This is a genomic window from Pseudomonas sp. 57B-090624 (assembly GCF_003234055.1).
Classification (GTDB): domain Bacteria; phylum Pseudomonadota; class Gammaproteobacteria; order Pseudomonadales; family Pseudomonadaceae; genus Metapseudomonas; species Metapseudomonas tohonis.
The window spans coordinates 64,840-87,951 of record NZ_QKRU01000006.1 but is presented as its reverse complement, the minus strand read 5'-3'; the positions used below and the strand labels follow the sequence as shown (position 1 = coordinate 87,951).

At 67.9% G+C, this 23,112-nt stretch carries 24 protein-coding genes; 13 read left to right on the top strand and 11 right to left on the bottom strand.

The features are described 5' to 3' along the window. Positions 1 to 129 precede the first annotated feature (129 nt). On the bottom strand, positions 130 to 2,232 hold the full coding sequence (gene fusA, locus DMX10_RS04475; RefSeq protein ID WP_111259980.1) for an elongation factor G: 2,103 nt from the start codon (positions 2,230 to 2,232) through the stop codon (positions 130 to 132). A 244-nt stretch (positions 2,233 to 2,476) separates the two neighbouring features. Here fusA and DMX10_RS04470 point away from each other — a divergent pair, with 244 nt between their 5' ends. The 5 genes from DMX10_RS04470 to DMX10_RS04450 all read left to right on the top strand — a co-directional run bounded on the left by DMX10_RS04470 (position 2,477) and on the right by DMX10_RS04450 (position 6,064). After that, positions 2,477 to 3,124, top strand: a complete 648-nt coding sequence (locus tag DMX10_RS04470) for a DsbA family oxidoreductase (RefSeq protein WP_111259979.1) — start codon at positions 2,477 to 2,479, stop codon at positions 3,122 to 3,124. A gap of 80 nt (positions 3,125 to 3,204) precedes the next feature. Next, positions 3,205 to 3,837, top strand: coding sequence for a TetR/AcrR family transcriptional regulator (locus DMX10_RS04465; protein WP_111259978.1), 633 nt, complete (start codon positions 3,205 to 3,207; stop codon positions 3,835 to 3,837). A 39-nt stretch (positions 3,838 to 3,876) separates the two neighbouring features. Next, entirely contained in the window at positions 3,877 to 4,860 is a 984-nt protein-coding gene (locus DMX10_RS04460) for an MDR family oxidoreductase (protein ID WP_111259977.1), read from the top strand. 150 nt (positions 4,861 to 5,010) lie between these two features. After that, complete coding sequence (locus DMX10_RS04455; protein ID WP_111259976.1) at positions 5,011 to 5,250, top strand: hypothetical protein; 240 nt, start codon at positions 5,011 to 5,013, stop codon at positions 5,248 to 5,250. 586 nt (positions 5,251 to 5,836) lie between these two features. Then, on the top strand, positions 5,837 to 6,064 hold the full coding sequence (locus DMX10_RS04450; protein WP_111259975.1) for a hypothetical protein: 228 nt from the start codon (positions 5,837 to 5,839) through the stop codon (positions 6,062 to 6,064). A gap of 560 nt (positions 6,065 to 6,624) precedes the next feature. On the opposite strand, the gene DMX10_RS04445 is transcribed toward DMX10_RS04450, so the two are convergent. The 6 genes from DMX10_RS04445 to DMX10_RS04420 form a co-directional block, all read right to left on the bottom strand. Further along, positions 6,625 to 7,482, bottom strand: a complete 858-nt coding sequence (locus tag DMX10_RS04445) for an SDR family oxidoreductase (protein WP_111259974.1) — start codon at positions 7,480 to 7,482, stop codon at positions 6,625 to 6,627. Between the two features lie 81 nt (positions 7,483 to 7,563). After that, on the bottom strand, positions 7,564 to 10,125 hold the full coding sequence (gene ligD / locus DMX10_RS04440; RefSeq protein ID WP_111259973.1) for a DNA ligase D: 2,562 nt from the start codon (positions 10,123 to 10,125) through the stop codon (positions 7,564 to 7,566). Positions 10,126 to 10,152: 27 nt separating this feature from the next. Next, entirely contained in the window at positions 10,153 to 11,034 is an 882-nt protein-coding gene (locus DMX10_RS04435; RefSeq protein ID WP_111259972.1) for a Ku protein, read from the bottom strand. Between the two features lie 20 nt (positions 11,035 to 11,054). Then, on the bottom strand, positions 11,055 to 11,297 hold the full coding sequence (locus DMX10_RS04430; protein WP_111259971.1) for a hypothetical protein: 243 nt from the start codon (positions 11,295 to 11,297) through the stop codon (positions 11,055 to 11,057). A 68-nt stretch (positions 11,298 to 11,365) separates the two neighbouring features. Then, positions 11,366 to 11,857: an MgtC/SapB family protein gene (locus DMX10_RS04425; RefSeq protein ID WP_111259970.1), complete on the bottom strand. Its 492-nt coding sequence runs from the start codon at positions 11,855 to 11,857 to the stop codon at positions 11,366 to 11,368. Next, positions 11,854 to 12,006 (bottom strand): PSPA7_2676 family Cys-rich small protein, encoded by a 153-nt coding sequence (locus tag DMX10_RS04420; protein WP_111260007.1) that lies wholly within the window; start codon positions 12,004 to 12,006, stop codon positions 11,854 to 11,856. Before DMX10_RS04420 ends, DMX10_RS04425 begins: the two co-directional genes overlap by 4 nt. Before the next feature lie 187 nt (positions 12,007 to 12,193). Here DMX10_RS04420 and DMX10_RS04415 point away from each other — a divergent pair, with 187 nt between their 5' ends. Then, positions 12,194 to 12,847, top strand: coding sequence for an NAD(P)-dependent oxidoreductase (locus DMX10_RS04415; RefSeq protein ID WP_158545572.1), 654 nt, complete (start codon positions 12,194 to 12,196; stop codon positions 12,845 to 12,847). Positions 12,848 to 12,856: 9 nt separating this feature from the next. Here DMX10_RS04415 and katE read toward each other — a convergent pair whose 3' ends face one another. After that, positions 12,857 to 15,106 (bottom strand): catalase HPII, encoded by a 2,250-nt coding sequence (katE, locus tag DMX10_RS04410; protein WP_111259968.1) that lies wholly within the window; start codon positions 15,104 to 15,106, stop codon positions 12,857 to 12,859. A gap of 21 nt (positions 15,107 to 15,127) precedes the next feature. Then, positions 15,128 to 15,307, bottom strand: a complete 180-nt coding sequence (locus tag DMX10_RS04405; RefSeq protein WP_111259967.1) for a general stress protein — start codon at positions 15,305 to 15,307, stop codon at positions 15,128 to 15,130. Between the two features lie 380 nt (positions 15,308 to 15,687). On the opposite strand from DMX10_RS04405, the gene DMX10_RS04400 reads away from it, so the two are divergent. Together DMX10_RS04400 and DMX10_RS04395 are read left to right on the top strand one after the other, a co-directional pair. After that, positions 15,688 to 15,924, top strand: coding sequence for a hypothetical protein (locus DMX10_RS04400; protein WP_146602982.1), 237 nt, complete (start codon positions 15,688 to 15,690; stop codon positions 15,922 to 15,924). Positions 15,925 to 15,941: 17 nt separating this feature from the next. Further along, entirely contained in the window at positions 15,942 to 16,376 is a 435-nt protein-coding gene (locus tag DMX10_RS04395) for a hypothetical protein (protein ID WP_111259965.1), read from the top strand. Positions 16,377 to 16,767: 391 nt separating this feature from the next. Here DMX10_RS04395 and DMX10_RS04390 read toward each other — a convergent pair whose 3' ends face one another. Both DMX10_RS04390 and DMX10_RS04385 read right to left on the bottom strand, forming a co-directional pair. Continuing rightward, the gene (locus tag DMX10_RS04390) at positions 16,768 to 19,236 is read right to left on the bottom strand and encodes a glycogen/starch/alpha-glucan phosphorylase (RefSeq protein ID WP_111259964.1); all 2,469 of its coding nucleotides are present in this window, start codon (positions 19,234 to 19,236) and stop codon (positions 16,768 to 16,770) included. 68 nt (positions 19,237 to 19,304) lie between these two features. Further along, positions 19,305 to 19,700 (bottom strand): DUF2513 domain-containing protein, encoded by a 396-nt coding sequence (locus DMX10_RS04385; protein ID WP_158545571.1) that lies wholly within the window; start codon positions 19,698 to 19,700, stop codon positions 19,305 to 19,307. A 309-nt stretch (positions 19,701 to 20,009) separates the two neighbouring features. Between DMX10_RS04385 and DMX10_RS04380 the strand changes: the two genes are divergently transcribed. The 5 genes from DMX10_RS04380 to DMX10_RS04360 are packed head-to-tail and all read left to right on the top strand — an operon-like array spanning position 20,010 to position 23,039. After that, the gene (locus DMX10_RS04380; protein WP_111259962.1) at positions 20,010 to 20,387 is read left to right on the top strand and encodes a termination factor Rho; all 378 of its coding nucleotides are present in this window, start codon (positions 20,010 to 20,012) and stop codon (positions 20,385 to 20,387) included. A 24-nt stretch (positions 20,388 to 20,411) separates the two neighbouring features. Continuing rightward, complete coding sequence (locus DMX10_RS04375; RefSeq protein WP_111259961.1) at positions 20,412 to 20,672, top strand: hypothetical protein; 261 nt, start codon at positions 20,412 to 20,414, stop codon at positions 20,670 to 20,672. 41 nt (positions 20,673 to 20,713) lie between these two features. Beyond that, a complete protein-coding gene (locus DMX10_RS04370) occupies positions 20,714 to 21,139 on the top strand; it encodes a hypothetical protein (RefSeq protein ID WP_111259960.1) in 426 nt (141 codons plus the stop codon). Between the two features lie 33 nt (positions 21,140 to 21,172). Then, positions 21,173 to 22,285: a DUF3182 family protein gene (locus tag DMX10_RS04365; RefSeq protein WP_111259959.1), complete on the top strand. Its 1,113-nt coding sequence runs from the start codon at positions 21,173 to 21,175 to the stop codon at positions 22,283 to 22,285. After that, positions 22,269 to 23,039 (top strand): S9 family peptidase, encoded by a 771-nt coding sequence (locus DMX10_RS04360; protein ID WP_111259958.1) that lies wholly within the window; start codon positions 22,269 to 22,271, stop codon positions 23,037 to 23,039. Before DMX10_RS04365 ends, DMX10_RS04360 begins: the two co-directional genes overlap by 17 nt. The last annotated feature ends 73 nt before the right edge of the window (positions 23,040 to 23,112 follow it).

Sequence of the window (23,112 nt, the reverse complement as noted above, 5' to 3'; positions counted from 1 at the left end):
CGCGAGGGAAAATTAGGGGAATTTCGCCGGTGGTCGTGGCGGTTGGCGCGGGTTTTCGGCGTGTGAAGGTCCCGGGCTGAAGCCCGGGCTACGGCGGCCCTCTCCCTGGTAGAGAGGGCCGCGCAGGGATCAGCCCTGTTTCTTGACGATGGCGTCGGCGATGTTGGCGGGGGCTTCGGCGTACTTGGAGAACTCCATGGAGTAGCTGGCGCGGCCCTGGGACATGGAGCGCACGTCGGTGGCGTAGCCGAACATCTCGCCCAGCGGCACCTCGGCGCGGATGATGCGCCCGGCCGGCGCTTCGTCCATGCCCTGGATCAGGCCGCGGCGGCGGTTGAGGTCGCCCATGACGTCGCCCATGTAGTCCTCGGGGGTGACCACCTCGACCTTCATGATCGGCTCCAGCAGCACCGCGCCGCCCTTCTGCGCCAGCTGCTTGGTGGCCATGGAGGCGGCGATCTTGAACGCCATCTCGTTGGAGTCGACGTCGTGGTAGGAGCCATCGAACACCGTGGCCTTGAGGCCGAGCAGCGGGTAGCCGGCGAGCACGCCGTTCTTCATCTGCTCCTCGATGCCCTTCTGGATCGCCGGGATGTATTCGCGCGGGATCACGCCGCCCACCACTTCGTTGACGAACTCGAGGGTGTCCTTGCCGTCCTCGCCCGGTTCGAAGCGGATCCAGCAGTGGCCGAACTGGCCGCGACCGCCGGACTGGCGGACGAACTTGCCTTCGATCTCGCACTTGTTGCGGATCTTCTCGCGGTAGGCGACCTGGGGCTTGCCGATGTTGGCCTCGACGTTGAACTCGCGCTTCATGCGGTCGATGAGGATGTCCAGGTGCAACTCGCCCATGCCGGAGATGATGGTCTGGCCGGATTCCTCGTCCGAGCGCACGCGGAAGGACGGGTCTTCCTGGGCCAGCTTGCCGAGGGCGATGCCCATCTTCTCCTGGTCGGCCTTGGTCTTGGGCTCCACCGCCACCGAGATCACCGGTTCGGGGAAGTCCATGCGTTCGAGGATGATCGGCTTGTCGAGGTCGCAGAGGGTGTCGCCGGTGGTGACGTCCTTCATGCCGATCAGCGCGGCGATGTCGCCGGCGCGTACCTCCTTGATCTCCTCGCGGGTGTTGGCGTGCATCTGCACCATGCGGCCGACGCGCTCCTTCTTGCCCTTGACCGAGTTGAGGATCGAGTCGCCGGAGCTGAGTACGCCGGAGTACACGCGGGTGAAGGTCAGGGTGCCGACGAAGGGGTCGGTGGCGATCTTGAAGGCCAGCGCCGAGAAGGGTTCGTCGTCGTCGGCATGGCGCTCGTCGTGGCGGTTTTCGTCGTCCGGGTGGGTGCCCTTGATGGCGGGGATCTCGATGGGCGCCGGCAGCAGTTCGATCACCGCGTCCAGCACCAGGGGCACGCCCTTGTTCTTGAAGGAGGAGCCGAGCACGGCGGGGACGATCTCGCAGGCGATGGTGCGCTGGCGCAGGCCGGCCTTGATCTCCTCGATGGAGAGTTCCTCGCCCTCCAGGTACTTGTTCATCAGTTCTTCGCTGGCCTCGGCGGCGGCCTCCACCAGCTTCTCGCGCCACTCCTCGGCTTCGGCCAGGAGGTTGGCGGGGATCTCTTCCTCGCGGAAGCTGGTGCCCTGGTCGGCGTCGTTCCAGTAGATGGCCTTCATCTTCAACAGGTCGATCTGGCCTTCGAAGTTCTCCTCGGCACCGATGGGCAGCTGGATGGGCACCGGGGTGTGGCCGAGGCGCTGCTTGATCTGCCCGACCACCCAGAGGAAGTTGGCGCCGGCGCGGTCCATCTTGTTGACGTAGGCGATGCGCGGCACGCCGTATTTGTTGGCCTGGCGCCAGACGGTTTCCGACTGCGGCTCGACGCCGTCGGCGCCGCTGAACACCACCACGGCGCCGTCGAGCACGCGCAGGGAGCGCTCCACCTCGATGGTGAAGTCGACGTGCCCGGGGGTGTCGATGATGTTGAAGCGGTACTTGTCGAACTGCTTGGCCGAGCCCGACCAGAAGGCGGTGGTGGCGGCCGAAGTGATGGTGATGCCGCGCTCCTGCTCCTGCACCATCCAGTCCATGGTGGCGGCGCCGTCGTGCACTTCGCCCATCTTGTGGTTGACCCCGGTGTAGAACAGGATCCGCTCGGTGGTGGTGGTCTTGCCCGCATCCACGTGGGCCACGATGCCGATGTTGCGGTAGCGGTTGATGGGGGTCGCGCGGGCCATTGTCTACACCTCGTAATGGTCGGGATGGGTTCGGAACGGGAACGGCACGGCCGCTCGGGGACGCGAGCGGCGAAGCAGCCGGGGCGGATTACCAAGCATGGTTGAAGATGCCGCCGACGCAAGCCGCGAAGCGTCGTCAGGCCGCTGTTTTTTTACCGCCGGCCGATGACAGTCGTGCGATACGTCGCGGTGCACGCTTTCGAGGCATAGACTGGGCGCCTTCCCCCATCACGGAGCATTTCCCATGAGCAAGGCCATCAGCATCGACTTCGTATCCGACGTGGTCTGCCCCTGGTGCGCGGTCGGGCTGGGCGCGCTGCAGCAGGCCATCGCCAACCTCGGCGAGGAGGTGGAGGTCACGCTCGCCTTCAAGCCCTTCGAGCTGAACCCGGACATGCCGCCGGAAGGCCAGGACATCGTCGAGCACATCCAGCAGAAGTACGGCAGCACGCCGGAGCAGGTGGCGGCCAACCGCGAGCACATCCGCCAGCGCGGCGCCGAGGTGGGCTTCCGCTTCGACATGCAGGCACGCGGGCGCATCTACAACACCTTCGACGCCCATCGCCTGCTGCACTGGGCCGAGCTGGAAGGCCGCCAGCTGCCGCTCAAGCAGGGCCTGCTGGCCGCCTACTTCAGCGAGGGGCGCAACCCCAGCGACCGCGCGGTGCTGGTGGAGGTGGCCGCAGCCGCCGGGCTGGACGCCGAGGCGGCGCGCGAGGTGCTGGAGTCCGGCCGCTTCGCCGAGGAGGTGCGCGAGGAGGAGAACTTCTACACCAGCCACGGCATCCGCTCGGTGCCGTCGGTGATCCTCAACGGCCGCCACCTGATCAGCGGTGGCCAGCCGGCGGAGTATTTCGAACAGGCGATCCGCCAGCTCGTCGCCGCCGAATAAAGGGGCAGCGCGAGGCGGGTGCGAGCAATGCGGCGCACCCGCCATTGATTTTCTAGACAGTCGGTCTAATATCCCCCGCCATGACCGATTCCACACCCACGCCCCGTCGCGGCCGACCGCCCAAGGTCAATCGCGACAACCCCGACACCCGTGACGCCCTGGTGCGTTGCGGCACCGAGATCCTCACCGAGCAGGGCTTCCTCAGCACCGGCATCGATACGGTGCTGAGCCGCGTCGGCGTGCCCAAGGGCTCGTTCTACCACTACTTCCAGAGCAAGGAGGACTTCGGCCACGCGGTGCTGGCGAACTACGCCGGCTACTTCGCGCGCAAGCTCGACCGCTGCCTGCTGGACGCATCGCGACCGCCGCTGGCGCGCATCGCGGCCTTCGTCGAGGACGCCAAGGCCGGCATGCAGCGCTTCGAGTACCGCCGTGGCTGCCTGGTGGGCAACCTGGGCCAGGAAGTGACCCAGCTGCCGGAGGCCTTCCGCGAGTCCCTGGAGGCCATCCTGCTCAGTTGGCAGCAGCGCCTGGCGCTGTGCCTGGAGGCGGCCAAGGCCGAGGGCGAGCTGGCTCCGGACACGGATTGCGAGCGCTGGGCCGCATTTTTCTGGATCGGCTGGGAAGGCGCCGTGCTGCGCGCCCGGCTGGTACGCGGCAATGCGCCGCTGGACTGCTTCATCCAGGGATTTCTCGCCGGGCTGCCCCGCTAGCCCCTCTCTTTCCATAGGTTCTGCACGAGGAGACACCCGATGTTCAAAGGCATCCTGATCGACAAGGACCACAGCGGCTACCGCGCCAGTTTGGCCGAGCTGGACGAGGCGCAACTGCCCGCGGGCGAGGTCACCGTGAAGGTCGACTACAGCACCCTGAACTACAAGGACGGCCTGGCCATCACCGGCAAGGGCCCGGTGGTGCGCAGCTTCCCCATGGTCGCCGGCATCGACCTGGCCGGCACCGTGGAGGCCAGCGACAGCTCCGCCTTCAAGACCGGCGACAAGGTGCTGCTCAACGGCTGGGGCGTGGGCGAGACCCACTGGGGCGGCCTGGCTCAGAAGGCGCGTCTCAAGGCCGACTGGCTGATCCCGCTGCCGGCCGGCTTCACCCCGCGCCAGGCGATGGCCATCGGCACCGCCGGCTACACCGCGATGCTTTCGGTGCTGGCCATAGAGCGCAACGGCGTGACCCCGGACAAGGGCCAGGTGCTGGTGACCGGCGCCAACGGCGGTGTCGGCAGCTTCGCCATCGCCCTGCTCGCCCGCCTCGGCTACCAGGTGGCGGCCTCCACCGGCCGACCGCAGGAAGCGGACTACCTCAAGCGCCTGGGTGCCAGCGAGATCATCGACCGTGCCAGCCTCGCCGAACCCGGCCGCCCGCTGGGCAAGGAGCGCTGGGCCGGCGCCATCGACTCGGTCGGCAGCCACACCCTGGCCAACGTCTGCGCCGGCATCCGCTACGGTGGCGCCGTCGCCGCCTGCGGGCTGGCCCAGGGCATGGACTTTCCCGCCAGCGTCGCGCCCTTCATCCTGCGCGGCGTGACCCTGGCCGGCATCGACAGCGTGATGCGCCCGCGCGCCGACCGCATCGAGGCCTGGGATCGCCTGGCCCGTGACCTCGACCTGGCGCTGCTGGACGAGATCACCCGCGAGATCGGCCTGGAGGAAGCCCTGCAGGTGGCCCGCGAGCTGCTGGACGGCCAGGTGCGCGGCCGTGTGGTGGTGGACGTCAACCGCTGATCCAGCCGGGTGCCGCCGCCCCGGCGGCACCCTCCCCGGCGCGCGATGCGCCACCCCGATAATCACTATCAAGCCTGATGATTTCTGCCTCGACCGCCGCTTGGCTAATCTGCGCCCATCGCCACGCAGACAGCCGAACAGGAGGGCCGGATGCACACACCGATCGCAGTCATCGCACTGCTCGCCACCCTCGCCCTGGCTGGCTGCGCCTCGCCGCAATACAGCGGGGAGACGCCCTACACCGATGCGCAGATCCGCCAGTTCGCCCTGGAGATGTTCGGCAAGAGCGGCCTGCCGCCCGAGCAGCTGGCCAAGGTACGGCGGGCACTGTTGAAACAGGACCAGCGGATGTCCAACGCCATCCGCGACGTGCAGCCCAGCAAAGGCTGAGTCACCCCAGATTGCATGCTCCTCCCATGGCCATCCCCCCCTTTGGCCAATATGCAGCTCGCCCCCCGAGCTGCTTTTTTTTGCCCGCGAATCGGACAGGTCCGATGGGCGGCACGGGACGCCGCAAGCAGAATCGACGGATTGTCATGAACAAGCGTTAGAAAACAGAAAGATTCGGATACATCCAGGCCCCGGTGGCCCTATCCAATCATCGGAGCATGCCGTATGATCGCGCACCTAGTACCTAGCTGTAAGTCAATCCGGCCACTCGCAGGCAGCGCCACCCAGGCGCAACGCGATACCGGTCTCCTCGATGGTTACCTGACCGATGCCCCCGCCACCCACTGGCAACGCATCCGTCCTGGCCTCCCATCCAGAAGTCTGATCAGGACAATCACCGGGCCAGAACCTTGCCCACGATTACAACCTGGCATCCAAAGTACTTGGCTGGCTCGCTCCGCTGACAGGCGGAACTTTCCACCAGCTCATTCGCTCCGATAAGGATCATCCTGTGTGCCCACGGTGGGCGACGGATTCGGAGTTTTATTTCGCGGCCCGATTGCCGCATTTTGCAGGACCTAACAACATGACTATCCATCACCAGGCAGAACAAGCCATCAGCGCACTCACCCGCGCCTTTGCACCGCTCCAGTGCCAGATCAACGCGCCTTCCCGCAAGGGTGGCTTCAGCTTCACCATCGTCAGCGAGTACGGTGTCGCCTGCCACAGCCAGCGCATCTACCCGGAGCAGTACAGCAACTCCAGCCAGCTCCAGCAGGTGATCGACCGCGCCCAGCGCGCCCTCACCGCCTGACGCCCGGCACGTCGACCCAAAGCCCCGCATGAGCGGGGCTTTTTCTTGCCTGCGATTTACCACGCTCGGAGTCGTCGGCGTGGTGCATCTTGAGGGAGAATTCGTTCGCGATGGCGCATCTGGCCGGCTCGCGGCCCGGTGCCTGCGTCAGGCTTTTCGCGGCTGAAGCCGCTCCCACGGGGAGGGCCTGCAACTGCGGATGTCGCTGCGTTGGGCCTCGCGGCGCCAACCTACGCGCGGTGCCAGCCTGTGGGAGCGAATTCATTCGCGATGGAGTGCCCGGCCAGCTCGCGGCCCAGTGCCTGCGTCAGGCTTTTCGCGGCTGAAGCCGCTCCCACGGGGAGGGCCTGCAACTGCGGATGTCGATGCGTTGGGCCTCGCGGCGCCAACCTACACGCGGTGCCAATTTGTGGGAGCGAATTCATTCGCGATGGAGTACCCGGCCAGCTCGCGGCCCAATGCATGCGACAGGTCTTTCGCGGCTGAAGCCGCTCCCACAGGGCCTGCAATTGCGGATGTCGCTGCGTTGGGCCTCGCGGCGCCAACCTACACGCAGTGCCCTACCCGTTCACCACGATGCCGCCATTCACGTGCAGCACCTGGCCGCTGACGTAGGCCGAGTCCGCGCTCGCCAGGTAGACGTAGGCCGGTGCCACGTCCGCCGGCTGGCCGGGGTGGCCCAGCGGGGTGTCGGCACCGAAATGGCCGACCTTCTCGGCATCGAAGGTGGAAGGGATCAGCGGCGTCCAGATCGGCCCCGGGGCCACGGCGTTGACGCGGATGGCGCGCTTGGCCAGGTTCAGCGCCAGGGAGCGGGTGAAGGAGGTGATCGCCCCCTTGGTGGAGGAATAGTCCAGCAGGGTCGGGTTGCCCTTGTAGGCCGTCACCGAGGTGGTGTTGATGATGCTGGCGCCCGGGCGCAGGTGCGGCAGCGTCGCCTTGGTCAACTGGAACATGCCGAAGATGTTGGTGCGGAAGGTCTTCTCCCACTGCGCCTCGCTGATGTCCTCCAGGCGCTCCTGCGGGTGCTGCTCGCCGGCATTGTTGACCAGCACATCCACCCGGCCCCACTTGGCGATCACCGCCTCCAGGACCGTGCGACAGAACCCGCCATCGGCCACGTCGCCGGCGAACAGCAACGCCTCGCGCCCTGCCGCCTGCACTTCCAGGCGGGTCTGTTCGGCATCCTCCACCTCGTCCAGGTAAAGCACCGCGACATTGGCGCCTTCACGGGCGTAGTGCACCGCCACGGCGCGGCCGATGCCGCTGTCGGCGCCGGTGACGATCGCGGTCATGCCCTCCAGCTTGCCGGCCGCCTGGTAGTACTCGCCGATGGTCAGCGGCTGCGGCCGCATCTCCGTCTCCTGGCCCGGCTGCCGGTCCTGGTGCTGGGGTGGAAGGGTCTGTTCGTCGCTCATGGTCGTCTCCCGAGTCGGTGGCCTGTTATTCAACAGGACTGGCCCCGCGCCAGGCGGTTCAGGAAAATCCACCCAGCGGCGTCAATCCCCGGGCTCGGCTTGCAGGCGGTCCCACATGGCGCGGGTGATGCGTTGACGGGCGAGGTAGTCGTGCCAGGGGTCGCGCTGCAGGCTGTCGAGGCGTTGGCGCAGCGTGGCCAGGGTCCATTGCGCCGATCCCTTGAGGCGCTCCAGTTCATCGCGCTCGATGGGCACCGACACCGGCAGGCCCGGCCGCGCCCGAACCGAATAGGCACAGACGGTACTGGCGCCACGCTGGTTGCGCAGGTAGTCGACGAAGATGCGCCCGACACGGTTCTTCGGCCCCATCCTGTCGACGAAGCGCTCCGGCAACTGGCGCGCGAGGAAGGAGGCGATGGCCTTGCCGAAACCCTTCACCTCGTCCCAGCCGGCATGCCGCGCCAACGGGACGATCAGGTGCATGCCCTTGCCGCCACTGGTCTTCAGCCAGGCCTGGAGGCCCAGTTCGTCGAGCACGGAAAGGGTCAGCCGCGTGGCCTCCTGCATGGTCTTCCAGGGCAGCTTGGGGTCCGGGTCGAGATCGAGGATCAGGCGGTCCGGCCGTTCGATGCGGTCGCTGGTGGCGCCCCAGGTGTGCAGCTCGATGGCGCCCATCTGCACCGCGCCCACCAGGGCCTCCAGCGTGTCGATCTCCATCAACCGCGCGTGCCCCGGGTCCAGTTCCGGGTCGAGGTGACGGATATTGGGGATCGCCAGGCGCTCGGCGTGCTTCTGGAAGAACAGCTCGCCCCCGACACCCTCCGGCGCCCGCAGCAGCGACACCGGGCGCCCCTTCAGGTGCGGCAGCACCCACTCGGCGACATCCGCGTAGTAACGCGCCAGTTCCAGCTTCTGGGTGCCGCTCTGGTCATCGATGACCCGCTGCGGGTGGCTGATGGAGACCTTGGCCAGTGTCTGGCGCCCGCCCTTGCCGGCCTTTTCGGCGGCGGGCTCGGGCGCCATCTTCGACGAGGCCGCGCTGCGTGGCTGCTCGCGGACGATCTGCTCCGCCGGCTTGTCGCTGCGCAGGGCGACGAACGCGGCCTGGCGCACGATGGCATCGCCCGTCCACTCGGCGAACTCCACCTCGGCCACCAGTTGCGGCTCCACCCAGCGCACGCCCCGGCGCTGGGCCGCCGGCAGGGCCCTGGTCAGCGGGCTGTCATCCCGGGCGATGGCCTGCAGGCGGCCATGGATATCGGCCAGCCGCGCCTCGTCGAAGCCGGTGCCGACGCGCCCGGCATAGCGCAGCTCCTCACCACCCGGCTCGTCATGGATGGCCAGCAGCAAGGCGCCGAACCCGCTGCGGCTGCCCTTGGGCGCGGTGTAGCCGACGATCACGAACTCCTGGCGCCGGCGGCACTTGAGCTTGATCCAGTCCGGGCTGCGCGCCGAGCGATAGGGGCTTCCCGCGCGCTTGCCGATCACCCCTTCCAGGGACATGGAACAGGCACTCTCCAGGATCGACTCGTGGCTGGCGGAAAAAGCTTCGGAGAAGCGCAGCAGGCTGCGCCGCTGGCCCTTTAGCGCCTTCTCCAGGGCGGCACGGCGCTCCTCCAGGGGCAGCTGGCGCTGGTCACGGCCATCGAGGAAAGGCGCATCGAACAGATAGTAGAGAATGCTGTGGCTGCGGCCGATATCGAAGGCGTTCTGCAGGCCCTGGAAGCTCGGCAGGCCGTCCTCGTCGAGCACCACCACCTCGCCGTCCAGCCAGCTGTCGCCCAGTTCCAGCGCCGCCAGGTCGCGGGCCTGCAGGGGCAGGCGCGCGGTCCAGTCGTTGCCGTTGCGGGTGAACAGCCGCACCTCGCCGTCACGGATGCGGGCGAGGATGCGATAGCCGTCGAACTTGATCTCGTAGCGCCAGTCCCCCGAGGGCGGCGCATCCACCAGCGTCGCCAATTGCGGCGCCAGGCTGTCGGGCATGCGCTCCTCGCTCGCCGCAGCCTTGCGTGCCTTGCCGCCAGCCTTCGCGGCGCGCCGGGTGGCACCCGGCCGGGCGGCCGGCGCGTCGCTGCCGACGTCGGCCCCGCTGAGCACGCTGGCCGGCTCGGCGGAAACGATGTCGTACTCCTCCGCCGGGCGCGCCACCTCGTCGTCCTGCTTGATCAACAGCCACTGCTCCTTGTCGCCGCTGCCGCGCAGGCGGGTGCGCACCAGGCTCCAGTCGCCACCGAGCTTCTCGCCCACCAGGGTGAAGGTCAGCCTGCCGGCCTCGTAGGCGGCCCTGGGATCGCCATGGGGCTGCCAGATGCCGCGATCCCAGACGATCACATCCCCCGCGCCGTACTGCCCGGCGGGAATGCTGCCCTCGAAATCGGCATAGCCCAGCGGATGGTCCTCGACGTGCACGGCCAGGCGCTTGTCCCTGGGGTCGAGGCTCGGGCCCTTGGGCACTGCCCAGCTCTTCAGGGTGCCGTCCAGCTCGAGGCGGAAGTCGTAGTGCAGGTGACGGGCGTCATGCTTCTGGATCACGAAGCCGAGGGCGCCGGCCTTGCTGCGCCCACGTGGCCGCGCCTCTTCGCGAGGTTCGGAGGTGAGGTCGAAATTGCGCTTGCGGTTGTAGTCGCTAGAACGGCGGGCCATGGCGGACACCTCGGCAGGGATGCGGACTCAACCGGCCTTGGCCTTGGTCCGCGTGGGCTTGTCTCGGGTCTTGCGCGACGGCTTGGCAGCGCCCTTGGTCGCCTTGGCCCTGGCGTCGGGCTTGCCGTCCAGGCTGCGCTTGAGCAGGTCGGTGAGGTCGATGACGTCGGCGCTGCGCCGCTCCTCCTCGCCGCCCGCCGCTTCCACCGCCTCGATATGGCCCTGGCTGGCCTTGCGCTCCACCAGCTCCATGATGCGGTCGGTGAAGGTGTCCACGTAGTCCTCCGGCTGCCAGTCCGCGCTCATGTCCTTGATCAAGCGCTTGGCCATGTCCAGCTCGGCCTTGGCCAGCTTGGCCTCGGTCACCGCGCTGCCCAGCTCCAGGCTCTCCAGGCCGCGCACCTCGGCGGGCCAGCGCAGCATCACCAGCACCAGGGCCGACTCCAGCGGCATCAGCGCCGCCAGGTGCTGGCGGGTATGCAGCACCACGTTGGCCAGGGCCACCTTGCCGGTGCCGGCGAGCGCCTCGCGCAGCAGGGCGTAGACCTTCTCGCCACGCTTGACCGGCGCCAGGTAATAGGGGGTATCTATGTTCTGCAGGGGGATGGCGGCGCTGTCGACGAAGGCGAAGATATCGATGGTCTGGGTCGCTTCCGGGTGGGCGGCGCGGATCTCCTCCTCGCTGATCACCACGTAGCGGCCCTTCTCCAGCTCCACGCCCTTGACGATGTCGTCCTTGGTCACTTCCTTGCCGGTGCGCTTGTTGATGCGCTTGTAGCCCACCGGGTCCATGCTGCGCTTGTCCAGCCAATCGAAGTCCACCCCCTGGGAGGATGTGGCCGAAACCAGCCCCACGGGGATATGCACCAGGCCGAAACTGATGGCGCCCTTCCAGATCGCACGTGCCATGGGTCACCTCGCGGGCGCGGTCAGAGCGCCACGCCGTCGCTGTAGATCACGCTGCCTTCCACGGTGATGTCGCGGATCTGCCGCAGCATGTTGTCGGCGGCGGTCTCCGCCTCGTTCTCGCACACGCAGCCCGGTGCCACCACCCAGAGCACCCGCACGCCGGCGCCCTCGCGCTTGGGCTGGTACTCGATCAGGCCGATGTAGCTCTGCCCTTCCTTCATGGCATCGGTCCACGCGGTGCAGTGCTTGAAGTCTCGGAACATGGCGAAAGGCTCCTTGTTGCTGGCTGCCACACAAGATTCTGAGTCGCGACGACGGAAAAGAGTTTCGCCTATCGCCTGTAGCGTCGTTCCAGACGCGACACCAGGTGCGGAACCAAGTTGAGGATCACCAGCGCCACCAGCGTCGCCAGCACCGCCGTGGCTTCACGCCCAAGGCCCACCGTGACGCCGATGGCCGTGGTCAGCCAGAGGCCGGCGGCGGTGGTCAGGCCCTTCACCTCGGCCACGCTGTCGCGCTTGAGGATGGTGCCGGCACAGAGGAAGCCGATGCCGGCGACGATGCCCTGGATCACCCGGCTGAGCGCATCGGATTCGGCCCCCGCCATCTGCGGCGCCAGGACGAAGAGTGCGGCGCCCAGTGCCACCAGCATGTGGGTGCGGATGCCGGCGGCCTTGCCGTGCTGCTCGCGCTCGAAGCCGAGCAGGCCGCCCAGCAGCGCGGCCAGCAACACCCGCAGTGTCACGCGGGTCGCCTGGGTCGGGTCGTCGAGGTCGGAGAACTCGTTGGCCAGCGTCGTCAGCACCTGGTCCCACCAGGTCACGACCCAACGCGCTCCAGCACGGCATTGGCGGGCGTGTAGCGGCAGGCACCGCAACGTGCGCAGACCTGGCACAGCAAGTCTTCCTTGCCGATGTGCACCGAGGTGCTGGGCGACCAGGAACAACCACCGATCAGACAGAAGAGCGTCATGTCACCTCCACCGGCAGGGTGCCGTATGAAACCGGACTCATCTTTTTCGACGGGGCTGACCCTCGAAAGGTTTGCTCTTTTTTCCCGCCAGGCCACGACACATGCCGCACGGGGCGATTGGCTGAACCAATGCAGCGGGGGGCGGGGTCTAGATGCAACGCCCCCCGCCACCCAACGAGGACCCCTGATGAAGAACCTCGAAACCCCCGCCTGCAAGGTCGCCCTGTTCGGCGCGCTCGGCAGCCTGGGCAGCGCACTGATGGTCGAGGCCCTGGGCCGTCAATGGGAAACGATGGCGCTGCTCGACGACCTCAACGCCATCCCCTCGCGGCCCGGCATCCGCGCCAAGCCCGTCGATCCGTTCGACGCCCTCGGCGTCAGCCACGCGGTGGCGGGGATGGACCTGGTGCTGTGCAACCTGTGCAGCCAGCCGCTGCTCGCCGCACGCCGCCATGGCCCCGGCTTCGATGTGGAGTTCAGCGCCATCACCGCCCTGCTCGACGGCCTGGCCGTGGCCGGCGTCAAGCGCCTGGTGGTGATCGCCGACTTCCACTGGCTCGACGAGGAATCGGGCCACCCCGCCGAGCCCGGCGAGCAGTTGCAACGGCGCCTGATGGACAGCGACATCGACTGGACCCTGGTGGACGCACCAGGCATCGGTGGCGACGACCTGTTCGGCCTGGACGACTTCCTCGAGCCCGCCCACGGCAGCGAGCCGGATGCCGTGAGCGCCCTGCGCCGCTTCGCCGCTGCGGTACTGGATGAAGCGCGCCTGGCCGCGCACCTGCGCCAGCGCGTGCACGTCCAGCTGGAACACGGGGCGACTCGCGCCGCCCCGTGATGGCCGGTGCTAGGCCGGCACCGCCTTGGCCCTGGGTTCCCGTGCCCAGACCCGGTGCTTGGCGATGGCCTCGAACAGCGGCTTGGCGACATCCTTGGCGGCGGCACCGCTGAGCAGGCCCTCGTCCGCCTCCAGGTGCAGCTGGCTGGCCAGGTCGCCCGCCGCCCCGCACAGCGCGATGGCCTTGAGGTGCTTGTAGGCCTCCTGCAGGTAGTGCAGCGCATCGCCATCCCCGCCGAAGGTTTTCGCCGCACTGTCGCCCCCCGGCACGAACACCGCATCGAAGGCGATGGAGGGCAAGCCGGCGATGGTGGCGTCGGGCACCAGCTGCTTGCCCTCCGCCGTTTTAACCGGCGCCGAGCTGGGGGCCAGCAACTTGGCGCTGGCGCCGGCCTTTTTCAGCTCGCCCTGGATGAACTTCACATCGCTGCCCTGCACGCCGTTGGCGATCAGGATCGCCACCTTGCGCGACTTGATATTGCCGGGCAGCAGGTTCATCTGGCTCAGTGCGGGCGAGGCCTTGAGGCCGATCTCCGGCACCTGCACCGTGGGCCCCTGGGGCGGCGTGAGGCCCAGGTTCTCCGCCACCTGCCGGGCCAGGTCGAGGTCGATATTGGCGAGGATTTCCTTCACCTGGCGCTCGCGGATGTGCACCCGATCCACCTTGCCCAGCTCGAAGCTGTAGGCGGCGACCACATGGCCTTTCTCCGTCTCGCTCAGGCTGTTGTAGAACAGCCGGGCCTGGGAGAAGTGGTCGGCGAATGAGTCGGCGCGCTTGCGCAGCTTGGTGCCCGACAGCGGTTCGGGGTAGCTGCTGAAACCGCCATGGCGCGGCGCCGGCGGCGTCTCCTTCGGCCAGCCGCCGTCGATGGAGTTGGGCTCGTAGGCGGCGCGCCCCTTGTTCACCGTCTGCCGGTGCTGGGCGTCGCGCTGGTTGTTGTGGAACGGGCACAACGGGCGGTTGATGGGCAGCTCGTTGAAGTTCGGCCCGCCGAGCCGTGAGAGTTGCGTGTCGGTGTAGGAGAACAGCCGCCCCTGCAGCAGCGGGTCGTTGCTGAAGTCGATGCCGGGCACCAGGTGGCCCGGGTGGAAAGCGGCCTGCTCGGTCTCGGCGAAGAAGTTGTCCGGGTTGCGGTTGAGCACCATGCGCCCCACCTTGCGCACCGGCACCAGCTCCTCGGGCACCAGCTTGGTGGGGTCGAGCAGGTCGAAGTCGAACTTATGCTCGTCCTCCTCGGGGATCACCTGCAGGCCCAGCTCCCATTCCGGGTAGTCGCCCTTCTCGATGTCTTCCCAGAGGGTGCGACGCTGGAAGTCCGGGTCCTTGCCGGCGAGCTTCTGCGCCTCGTCCCAGACCAGCGAATAGACGCCCGACACCGGCCGCCAGTGGAACTTGACGAACACGCTGCGCCCTTCGGCATTGATCAGGCGGAAGGTGTGCACGCCGAAGCCCTGCATGCCCCGGTAGGCCACCGGGATGGCGCGGTCGGACATGGTCCAGAGCACCATGTGCGCGGACTCGGGCACCAGGGAGACGAAGTCCCAGAAGGTGTCGTGGGCCGAGGCGCCGGTGGGGATCTCGTTGTGCGGCTCGGGCTTCACCGCATGGACGAAGTCGGGGAACTTGATGGCGTCCTGGATGAAGAACACCGGCATGTTGTTGCCCACCAGATCGAAGTTGCCTTCGTCGGTGTAGAACTTCACTGCGAAGCCGCGCACGTCGCGCACGGTATCGGCGGAGCCACGCGGGCCCTGCACGGTGGAGAAGCGCACGAACACCGGGGTCTTCTTCCCCGGCTCGTTGAGGAAGTCGGCCTTGGTCAGCTCGGCCAGCGGCTCGTAGACCTGGAAATAGCCGTGGGCCGCTGCGCCACGCGCATGGACGATGCGCTCGGGGATGCGCTCGTGGTCGAAGTGGGTGATCTTCTCGCGCAGGATGAAATCTTCCAGCAGCGAGGGGCCGCGTTCGCCGGCCTTCAGGCTGTTCTGGTTGTCGGCGATGCGCGTGCCGGTGTTGGTGGTCAGCGCCTCGTCGGTGGCGTCCTCGCGGAACTCGTCCAGCTGCTCGAGCTTGCGGTTGCTGTTCTCACGGTCGGGGGTGTCGGTACCGGCGAGCTGGCTGCCGGTCTTCTTTTCGGTGGGCATGGGGCTGTCTCCTGGCGACATATGGCGCCCATTCAGGCGCCCAATCTGGCAACGCGTTGCGCGTGCTCGGTGAATCACGGCGTGGTGCAGCAGGGTGGGGAGCGGCGGCCGCATGCCGCCGCTCCCCGTTGGGCGTCAGTCACTGCTGCTGCTATTGCTGTGGCTGCGCTGTCCTCCCTTGCGGCCGGCCGCGGATGCGCGCGCCGGATCGTTCCTGAAATTGCCGCCACTTACATGTCCGCCCTTCTTGCCGGCTTCGGATGCGCGTTGCGGGTCTTCTGCGAAGTTGCCTTTGCCACCTCGGTGTTGAGCCATTGCACGAGTCCTCTCTGGTCATTGATCTGACGTTGTCGTGGAGCAGACGCCAGTCCGGCGCCTACTAGGTCTGAGGGCACCACTGCGCAGAGGTTCTATCTATTTGCGCCTCGCGGCGCCGGGGCGCAGGCGCCGATTGAGCGGCTCAATGGCGCGCCAGGAGAGGCCGATAGGCATGTGCAATCACCGGCGCTGCCGCCAAATAACCGCCAGGCTTTTTTTCACCCGCGCAAGCCGATGTAAACAGGGGCGATTTCGGGTCGCCCCGGGGCACTGGGCCGTTGGCCAGCATTTACGCGCGGCACTGAGGGTTTAAGGTGAAACGCATCGAGACACCGCGACGGAAATCCCATTCACTCCAGCGATCCGAGGTGGCTGCCGTGCCTAGAAGCCAGCCCAGTGCCCAGGAAATCGAAAAGCGCTTCAACCAGCGCCTGCAGCCGTTCCACCATGGCCACTGCGTGGTGGAAGCGGACGGCACCCTGACCATCCGCCTGCAGGACGGCGACCGCCAGCTGACGGTGGTGGGCATCACGCGTGAAACCTATGCCGACCGCGAGGCTCTATTCGAACTGGGGCCCACGCTGCTCAAAGAGTGGCAGGCCCTCAGGCCATGACCCGTCGGAGCCCGACCATGAATCCAGCCGCCCCGGAACCGATCAGCTCCCCTCTGCCCGAGGACGCCCGCCACTTCCTCCGCGACGTCGAGGCGGCCCTGGTCGACCAGGCCTTGCCGCTGTTCGAGGAAGCGGCGCGCCACGCCCGCCGTGGCGGCATCGAAGTGACCGTGGAGATGGACAGCAGCGACCCGCTGCAACCCCAGCTGCGCCTCGCCGCAAGCAACCCGGGGACGCGCACCAGCAGCTACCGGATCATCGCCGACGTGGGCAACCGGGGCGTGGTGCACGAGGAGTTCTACGCCTGCAACGACGAGACCCGCACCCTCCCCGCCCAACTGGCCTCGATCAACGAAACGGTGATCGACACCCGCCTCGCCGCCTTCTTCCTCAAGGCCTTCGCCCTGTCCCTGGACTACGTCACCGAACGCCGCCAGGCGGGGTTCTGGTAGGGCCGTCGCACCGCCCGCCAAGCAACCTGCCTGCGGGTGGTCCGCGTAGTGGACGGGTGAAGCGTCGTCCACCCTACCGCTGCGTCTCACCCATGAGCTCGCTCTCACACAGGGGTGTAGGGTGGAGGTCGCTTTTTACCTCCACCAGGCGGTGTCGCAGGTGAGCCCGATGGTTGAGCGACAGCTAGGTCGGGTGAACCCGGCGCGCGGTGCCCTCTCGATCGCGAATGAATTCGCTCCTACACAGAGCGGCGGCGCTGCGCGTCGCCTGGCGACTGACGTCGTCCCTACACAGACAGCGTGATCCACCTGCCAGGGCATGTTCGAGCAGCGAATGGTGGACGGGTGGAGCATCGTCCACCCTACGAGTCAGCCCCCTGCTCTGCTCCGGTCAATCCCGGTTGGTGGGCACCTTCCAGATGTCGGCGGCGTATTCGCCGATGGTGCGGTCCGAGGAGAACCAGCCGGCGCGGGCGGTGTTGAGCACCGCGGACTTCCACCATTGCGCGGGCTTCTGCCAGGCGGCGTCGACGCGGCGCTGGGCGTGCCAATAGGCGTCGAAGTCGGCGCAGACCATGAAGCGGTCATCGCGCACCAGGTGTTCCACCAGGGCTTCGTAGCGCTGCGGGTCGTCCGGCGAGAAGACGCCACGCCGCACCGCCTCCAGGGCGCCGGCCAGGCGTTCGGACCCGGCCACCACGGCACTCATGTCCAGCTCGCCGGCGCGCTTGCGCTGCTCCACCTGGGCAGCGGTCATGCCGAAGATGAACATGTGCTCGGCACCGATCAGCTGGCTCATCTCGACGTTGGCGCCATCCAGGGTGCCGATGGTCAGCGCGCCGTTGAGGGCGAACTTCATGTTGCTGGTGCCGGATGCTTCCAGGCCGGCGGTGGAGATCTGCTCGGAGAGGTCCGCCGCCGGGATGATCACCTCCGCCAGGCTGACGTTGTAGTTGGGGATGAACACCACCTTGAGCAGCCCGCGCACGGTCGGGTCGGCGTTGATGGTGCGGGCGATGTCGTTGGCCAGCTTGATGATCAGCTTGGCCTGGTGGTAGCTGGCGGCGGCCTTGCCGGCGAAGATCTTCACCCGGGGCACCCAGTCGGTGGTCGGCTCGTTGCGGATGGCCTGGTACAGCGCCACGGTGTGCAGCAGGTTGAGCAACTGGCGCTTGTATTCGTGGATGCGCTTGACCTGCACGTCGAAGATCGCCTCGGTGTCGAGGTGGATGCCCAGGCGCTCCTGCACCAGGCTCGCCAGGGCGCGCTTGCTGTGCTGGCGGTGGGCGGCGAACAGCTTGCGGAAGCCGGCCTTGTCGGCGTGCGGTTCGAGATCGCGAAGGCGCTCCTCCGGCGCATCCAGCAGGTCCTCGCCCAGGGCATCGACCAGGGAGCCGGTGAGCAGCGGGTTCACCTGGTAGAGCCAGCGGCGGAAGGTCACGCCATTGGTCTTGTTGCTGATGCGCTGCGGGTAGAGCCGATGCAGGTCGCGGAACACCGTTTCGCGCATCAGGTCGGTGTGCAGCGCCGAGACGCCGTTGATGCTGTGGGAGCCGAGGAAGGCCAGGTTGCCCATGCGCACGCGGCGACCGTGGTCCTCTTCGATCAGCGACACCGAGCGCAGCAGGTTGAAATCATGGATGTCCTGCGCCCGGAGCGAGTCGATGTGGAAGGCGTTGATCAGGTAGATGATCTGCATGTGCCGCGGCAGCAGGCGCTCCATCAGCGATACCGGCCAGGATTCCAGGGCCTCCGGCAGCAGCGTGTGGTTGGTGTAGGACAGCGTCGCCACGGTCATGCCCCAGGCTTCGTTCCAATCGATGCGGTAGACGTCGACCAGCTGGCGCATCAGCTCGGCCACGGCGATGGCCGGGTGGGTGTCGTTGAGCTGGATGGCGGCCTTGTCCGGCAGCGAGCGGATGTCGCCATGGGCGGCCATGTGGCGGTGCAGCAGGTCCTGCAGCGAGGCGGAAACGAAGAAGTATTCCTGGCGCAGGCGCAGTTCCTGGCCGGCTTCGGTGCTGTCGGCCGGGTACAGCACGCGCGAGATGCTCTCGGCGCGCACCACGTCGGCCACGGCGCCGAAGTGGTCACCGGCGTTGAAGCGCTCCAGCTGCAGGTCTTCCATGGCGCGGGCGCGCCACAGCCGCAGCGTGTTGACGCTGGAACCGCGCCACCCCACCACGGGGGTGTCGTAGGCGATGGCGCGCAGTGTCTCGTTGGGCTCCCAGGTCAGCCGCGGCATCTCGCCGCCGTCATCCTCGGTGCGCACGCTGCCGCCGAAACCGATGTTGTAGCTGACCTCGGGGCGCTCGAACTCCCAGGGGTTGCCGAAATCCAGCCAGGTCTCGGTGTGCTCCTGCTGCCAGCCATCGCTGACCACCTGCTTGAACAGGCCGTGCTCGTAGCGGATGCCGTAGCCGTGGGCAGCGAGGCCCAGGGTCGCCATGCTTTCCATGAAGCACGCGGCCAGGCGCCCGAGGCCGCCGTTGCCGAGGGCCGCGTCGGGCTCGACCTGGCGGACGGTCTCCAGGTCCACGTCCAGTTCGGCGAGTGCCGCGCGGGCGGTCTCCAGCAGGCCGAGGTTGCTCAGGCAATCCACCAGCAGGCGGCCGATGAGGAACTCCAGGGACAGGTAGTACACGCGCTTGTGCTGCTTGCGGTCGACCTGCGCCTCGGTCTCTTCCCAGTTGTCCACCAGGTGGTCGCGCGCGGCCAGGGCGACGGCTTCGAACCAGTCATGGCTGTAGGCATTGCGCGGGTCCTTGCCCACGGCGTACTTGAGCTTGGCGAGGATGTTCTGCTTGAACGCCTCGACCGGGGTCGGGCCGGCCGCTGCGCGGGTTTGCTCGGTGGACATGTGTTGCTCCTTGCCCGGTGGTGGATGGCGGGCGTGGCACGGGCGGCGTGCCCGGCGCCCCGTGCCCTTCAGCTGAACTGGGCGTCGTTCTGCGCCAGGCGCAGCTGGCGCGCCACGTCTCCCACGGCGGGCGGGATGGCGGTGGAGCGCAGGGTCTCCAGGCTCACGCCGCCCATGCGCTGCTCGATGAACTGCCGCTTCGCGCGCCAGGCGCCTTCATCGCGGATGAGGTCGAGCAGGTCGTGCCCGGCGAGGGTGAGCCCCTTGGCGATCATCACCGGATCGCCGTTCCAGGGGTGGTGCGGCGTGCACTCGGCCAGCCCCGCCTGGCACATCAGGTGCAGGTTGTGGCTGACCATCTCCAGCCCATGGCCGGCGAGCGGCTGCGGGTGGAAGTGCTGGCCATGGCCGAGCGCCTCGATCTCCAGCAGCAATGCGCGGATCAGCTCCCAATCTCTTTTCATGTCACCTCGTCCTTCTGCCCAGTCTGCTGATCGGATACGGGAAAGCGGCCTGCGCCGAAACCCGGAGCGGCCCACGCAAGGAGCGTGCAGGTGCACGCCGGGCCGCGATTTCCTCATAGGGAGTGAGTCCGCCGGGAGGCGCCGGGAGTTCAACCTAATCGTGCATTACGCACGCCGCACCGCGACCGCCGGTCATGCTCGGGGGGCAAAAAACCTGAACTCTGCCCCGTGCCGCCATTCAGAAATCCTGAGGGCTCCGCAGCGACACAGCCGGCGGGGCGAGACGAACGCGATGCAAGGAGGTTTCCCATGCCACGCGGAAGCAAGGACAAATACACCGAAGAACAGAAGCGCAAGGCCGCCCATATCGAGGCGAGCTACGAGCAGAAGGGCATCGCCCATGGCGAAGCCGAAGCCCGGGCCTGGGCCACGGTGAACAAGCAGTCGGGCGGCGGCGAGAAGGCCGGCGGCTCGGGCCGCAGCACCTCCTCGGCGAGCAAGGCGGCCGCGCGCAAATCCTCGGCACGCCAGGCGGTGGCGACCCGGCACGGGGCACCGCGCCCCGGCACCCGCCTGGAGGATGCCAGCAAGGCGGACCTGATGATCCGCGCCCGGGCGAAGAAGATTCCCGGTCGTTCCAGCATGCGCAAGGACGAGCTGGTGCAAGCACTGAAACAGGCGTCCTGACACGCTCGCCGCAAGGAGAATCCCATGGCCGAACCCTCCAACCTGCAACGCCTGGTCGCCATCGGTGGCGGCCTCCTGCTCATCCGCAAGGGCGTCGCCACCCGCGGCCTGCTGGGGCTCGCCGACATCCTGGTCGGCGCCGCCGCCATCTACCGCGGCATCGCTCCTGCCCGCCCGCGTGCCAGCGTGCATCAGCTCCACCCCCTTCCGGTGGTGGAGCGGGTGCCCCCGGGCCGGCAACTGGTCAGCCCGGCGAGCCTGGTGAAGACCCCCTTCCAGCAGTAGTCGTACAGATGGCGCGCCGACGGTGCGCGAGGAGCGATGCGATGACCCTCAGGATGCCCTTGCTGCTGGCCGGCTGCCTGGCCTCCTCCCTGGCGCTGGCCGATGCCTGCCAGGTGCAGACCCGCTCGGCGAGCAGCCAGGTCCCGGGTGTCGAAGCCCAGACCTGCTACGAGCATCGGGGCATGCCGGCCGGCTCGGTGGACTGGTCCTGCAGCAACGAGAGCAAGGGCATGCTGCAGAGCGAAAAACACAAGGTGGCCAGTTGCAAGAGCGGCTGGTTCGGCCGCTGCACCGGCGCCCTGACCCAGGAGGCCCTGGCCAACCCCGGCTCCAGCGGCGAGGAAGGCAACGACCCGGTGAACATCCCCGCCGATGCCAAGGTGGTCACCTACCACTACCAGGCCAGTGACCCCGCGCAGGCGAAGATCGATTGCGAGAACGGTGGCGGTACCTGGCAGACGCCCTGACCTGCCCCTCTCGCCCCTCACGAGGAGCCACCCATGCCAGATGCCCCATCGAACCGCCAGGGCGTGGCCCTGCTCGATCTGCGCCATGACGCCCCCGAGCACGAGCGCCGTACCCACCAATGGCTCGGCGAGCGCATCGCCGCCCTGCTCGGCACGCCCTTGCTCGGCCTGCACCGGGACGGCGACGCCCGGGCGCACTACATCATTCCCAACGACACCCTGATCGGCCGCGCCACGGCACGCGAGCTGGGCATCCGCTCCGACGCGGACTTCTTCGGCGGCCTGGTCGCCGAGCCCTTCATGGCCACCAAGGCCATCACCCATCCGCTGCCCGGCCCATCGGCCCATGCGCCGCCGGGCTGGTCGGAAGGCTTCGCCCACCTGGCCGGGCGCGCCGTGCTCGGCGGCTACAGCGCCTTCAACATCGACGACGCCATGCAGGCCGGCATCCGCCTGCTGCTGAACGGGCCGCTGCGGGTCAAGCCGGTGCGCGCCACCGCCGGGCGTGGCCAGTGCCGGGTGACCGACGACGAGCAGTTGCGCGACGCCATCGCTCTCCAGGACCTGGACGAGATCGCCACCTGGGGCCTGGTGCTGGAGGAGCAGCTCGAGGACGTCGTCACCTACAGCGTCGGCCAGGTGCAACTGGCCGGGATCACCGCCAGCTACTTCGGCACCCAGTCGCAGACCGAGGACAACGCCGGCACCTGCGTCTATGGCGGCTCCGAGCTGGTGGTGGCTCGCGGTGGCTGGCAGGACCTGCTGAGCCTCGCCGGCAACGAGCCGGTGCGCCTGGCCATCGAGCAGGCGCGGGCGTACGAGCAGGCGGCCCAGGCCTGCTTCCCGGGCTTCATCGCCTCGCGACGCAACTACGACATCGCCCAGGGCATCAATGCACGCGGCCAGTTGCGCTCGGGCGTGCTGGAGCAATCCTGGCGCATCGGCGGTGCCAGCGCGGCGGAGGTGCTGGCCATCGAGGCCTTCGCCGCCGACCCGGCGCTGACCCGCATCCGCACCGCGACGGTCGAGCGCTACGGCGACTTCGAAGTGCCCGGCGGCGCGGCACTGCTCTATCGGGGGCACGACGCCGAGGTCGGCCCCATCGTCAAATTCGCACGGGTGGAACCTTATGGCGACGCGCAGTGAAAGCGTGGATATCCAGGTGGGCAACGAACAGATCGCCGGGACCTTCCTGACCCCGGCGGCCAAGGTGCCGGGCATCCTCTTCGTCCATGGCTGGGGCGGCAGCCAGCAACGCGACCTGGCACGCGCCAAGGGCATCGCCGGCCTGGGTTGCGTATGCCTGACCTTCGACCTGCGCGGCCACGAGAAGACCGAGGTGCAGAAGAAGACGGTGACCCGCGAGGACAACCTCGCCGACCTCGTCGCCGCCTACGACCTGCTGGCCAGCCACCCGGCCACCGATACCTCGGCCATCGCCGTGATCGGCAGCAGCTACGGCGGCTACCTGGCCACCCTCCTCAGCACCCTGCGCGCGGTGCGCTGGCTGGCCCTGCGGGTGCCGGCCCTGTACTGGGACGACGAGTGGCAACGCCCCAAGGACGCCCTCGACCGCCAGCGCCTGGCGAGCTACAGGCTCACCGCCGTGCGCCCCTCGGAGAACCGGGCCCTGGCCGCTTGCGCGGCATTCGAAGGGGATGTGCTGATCGTCGAGTCCGAGCACGACGACTACGTGCCGCACCCGACCATCATGAGCTACCGCTCGGCCTTCGAACGGGCCCATTCGCTGACCCACCGCATCCTCGATGGTGCCGACCACGCGCTCAGCAGCGACCGCAGCCAGAAGGCCTACACCAGCCTGCTGACGAGTTGGGTGGCGGAAATGATCATCGGCGAGCGGGTGGGCGACTTTCCCCACCACTCGGCCTTCTACTCCTGAGCCTGCGGTCGCCCCGCCTGAACCTTTGCGGGCGGCCGCGCTTCTACCGAGCGAGCCCAGCCACACGAGGACA

Excerpts from the sequence above, each read along its gene's own strand:
- DMX10_RS04455 (WP_111259976.1), top strand. The coding sequence starts at position 5,011 with ATGCACACACCGATCGCAGTCATCGCACTGCTCGCCACCCTCGCCCTG.
- DMX10_RS04445 (WP_111259974.1), bottom strand. The coding sequence starts at position 7,482 with ATGAGCGACGAACAGACCCTTCCACCCCAGCACCAGGACCGGCAGCCG.
- ligD (WP_111259973.1), bottom strand. The coding sequence starts at position 10,125 with ATGGCCCGCCGTTCTAGCGACTACAACCGCAAGCGCAATTTCGACCTC.
- DMX10_RS04375 (WP_111259961.1), top strand. The coding sequence starts at position 20,412 with ATGGCCGAACCCTCCAACCTGCAACGCCTGGTCGCCATCGGTGGCGGC.
- DMX10_RS04470 (WP_111259979.1), top strand. The coding sequence starts at position 2,477 with ATGAGCAAGGCCATCAGCATCGACTTCGTATCCGACGTGGTCTGCCCC.
- DMX10_RS04420 (WP_111260007.1), bottom strand. The coding sequence starts at position 12,006 with ATGACGCTCTTCTGTCTGATCGGTGGTTGTTCCTGGTCGCCCAGCACC.
- fusA (WP_111259980.1), bottom strand. The coding sequence starts at position 2,232 with ATGGCCCGCGCGACCCCCATCAACCGCTACCGCAACATCGGCATCGTG.
- DMX10_RS04380 (WP_111259962.1), top strand. The coding sequence starts at position 20,010 with ATGCCACGCGGAAGCAAGGACAAATACACCGAAGAACAGAAGCGCAAG.
- DMX10_RS04435 (WP_111259972.1), bottom strand. The coding sequence starts at position 11,034 with ATGGCACGTGCGATCTGGAAGGGCGCCATCAGTTTCGGCCTGGTGCAT.
- DMX10_RS04360 (WP_111259958.1), top strand. The coding sequence starts at position 22,269 with ATGGCGACGCGCAGTGAAAGCGTGGATATCCAGGTGGGCAACGAACAG.
- DMX10_RS04390 (WP_111259964.1), bottom strand. The coding sequence starts at position 19,236 with ATGTCCACCGAGCAAACCCGCGCAGCGGCCGGCCCGACCCCGGTCGAG.
- DMX10_RS04465 (WP_111259978.1), top strand. The coding sequence starts at position 3,205 with ATGACCGATTCCACACCCACGCCCCGTCGCGGCCGACCGCCCAAGGTC.
- DMX10_RS04450 (WP_111259975.1), top strand. The coding sequence starts at position 5,837 with ATGACTATCCATCACCAGGCAGAACAAGCCATCAGCGCACTCACCCGC.
- katE (WP_111259968.1), bottom strand. The coding sequence starts at position 15,106 with ATGCGGCCGCCGCTCCCCACCCTGCTGCACCACGCCGTGATTCACCGA.
- DMX10_RS04395 (WP_111259965.1), top strand. The coding sequence starts at position 15,942 with ATGAATCCAGCCGCCCCGGAACCGATCAGCTCCCCTCTGCCCGAGGAC.
- DMX10_RS04365 (WP_111259959.1), top strand. The coding sequence starts at position 21,173 with ATGCCAGATGCCCCATCGAACCGCCAGGGCGTGGCCCTGCTCGATCTG.
- DMX10_RS04385 (WP_158545571.1), bottom strand. The coding sequence starts at position 19,700 with ATGAAAAGAGATTGGGAGCTGATCCGCGCATTGCTGCTGGAGATCGAG.
- DMX10_RS04370 (WP_111259960.1), top strand. The coding sequence starts at position 20,714 with ATGACCCTCAGGATGCCCTTGCTGCTGGCCGGCTGCCTGGCCTCCTCC.
- DMX10_RS04405 (WP_111259967.1), bottom strand. The coding sequence starts at position 15,307 with ATGGCTCAACACCGAGGTGGCAAAGGCAACTTCGCAGAAGACCCGCAA.
- DMX10_RS04430 (WP_111259971.1), bottom strand. The coding sequence starts at position 11,297 with ATGTTCCGAGACTTCAAGCACTGCACCGCGTGGACCGATGCCATGAAG.
- DMX10_RS04415 (WP_158545572.1), top strand. The coding sequence starts at position 12,194 with ATGAAGAACCTCGAAACCCCCGCCTGCAAGGTCGCCCTGTTCGGCGCG.
- DMX10_RS04460 (WP_111259977.1), top strand. The coding sequence starts at position 3,877 with ATGTTCAAAGGCATCCTGATCGACAAGGACCACAGCGGCTACCGCGCC.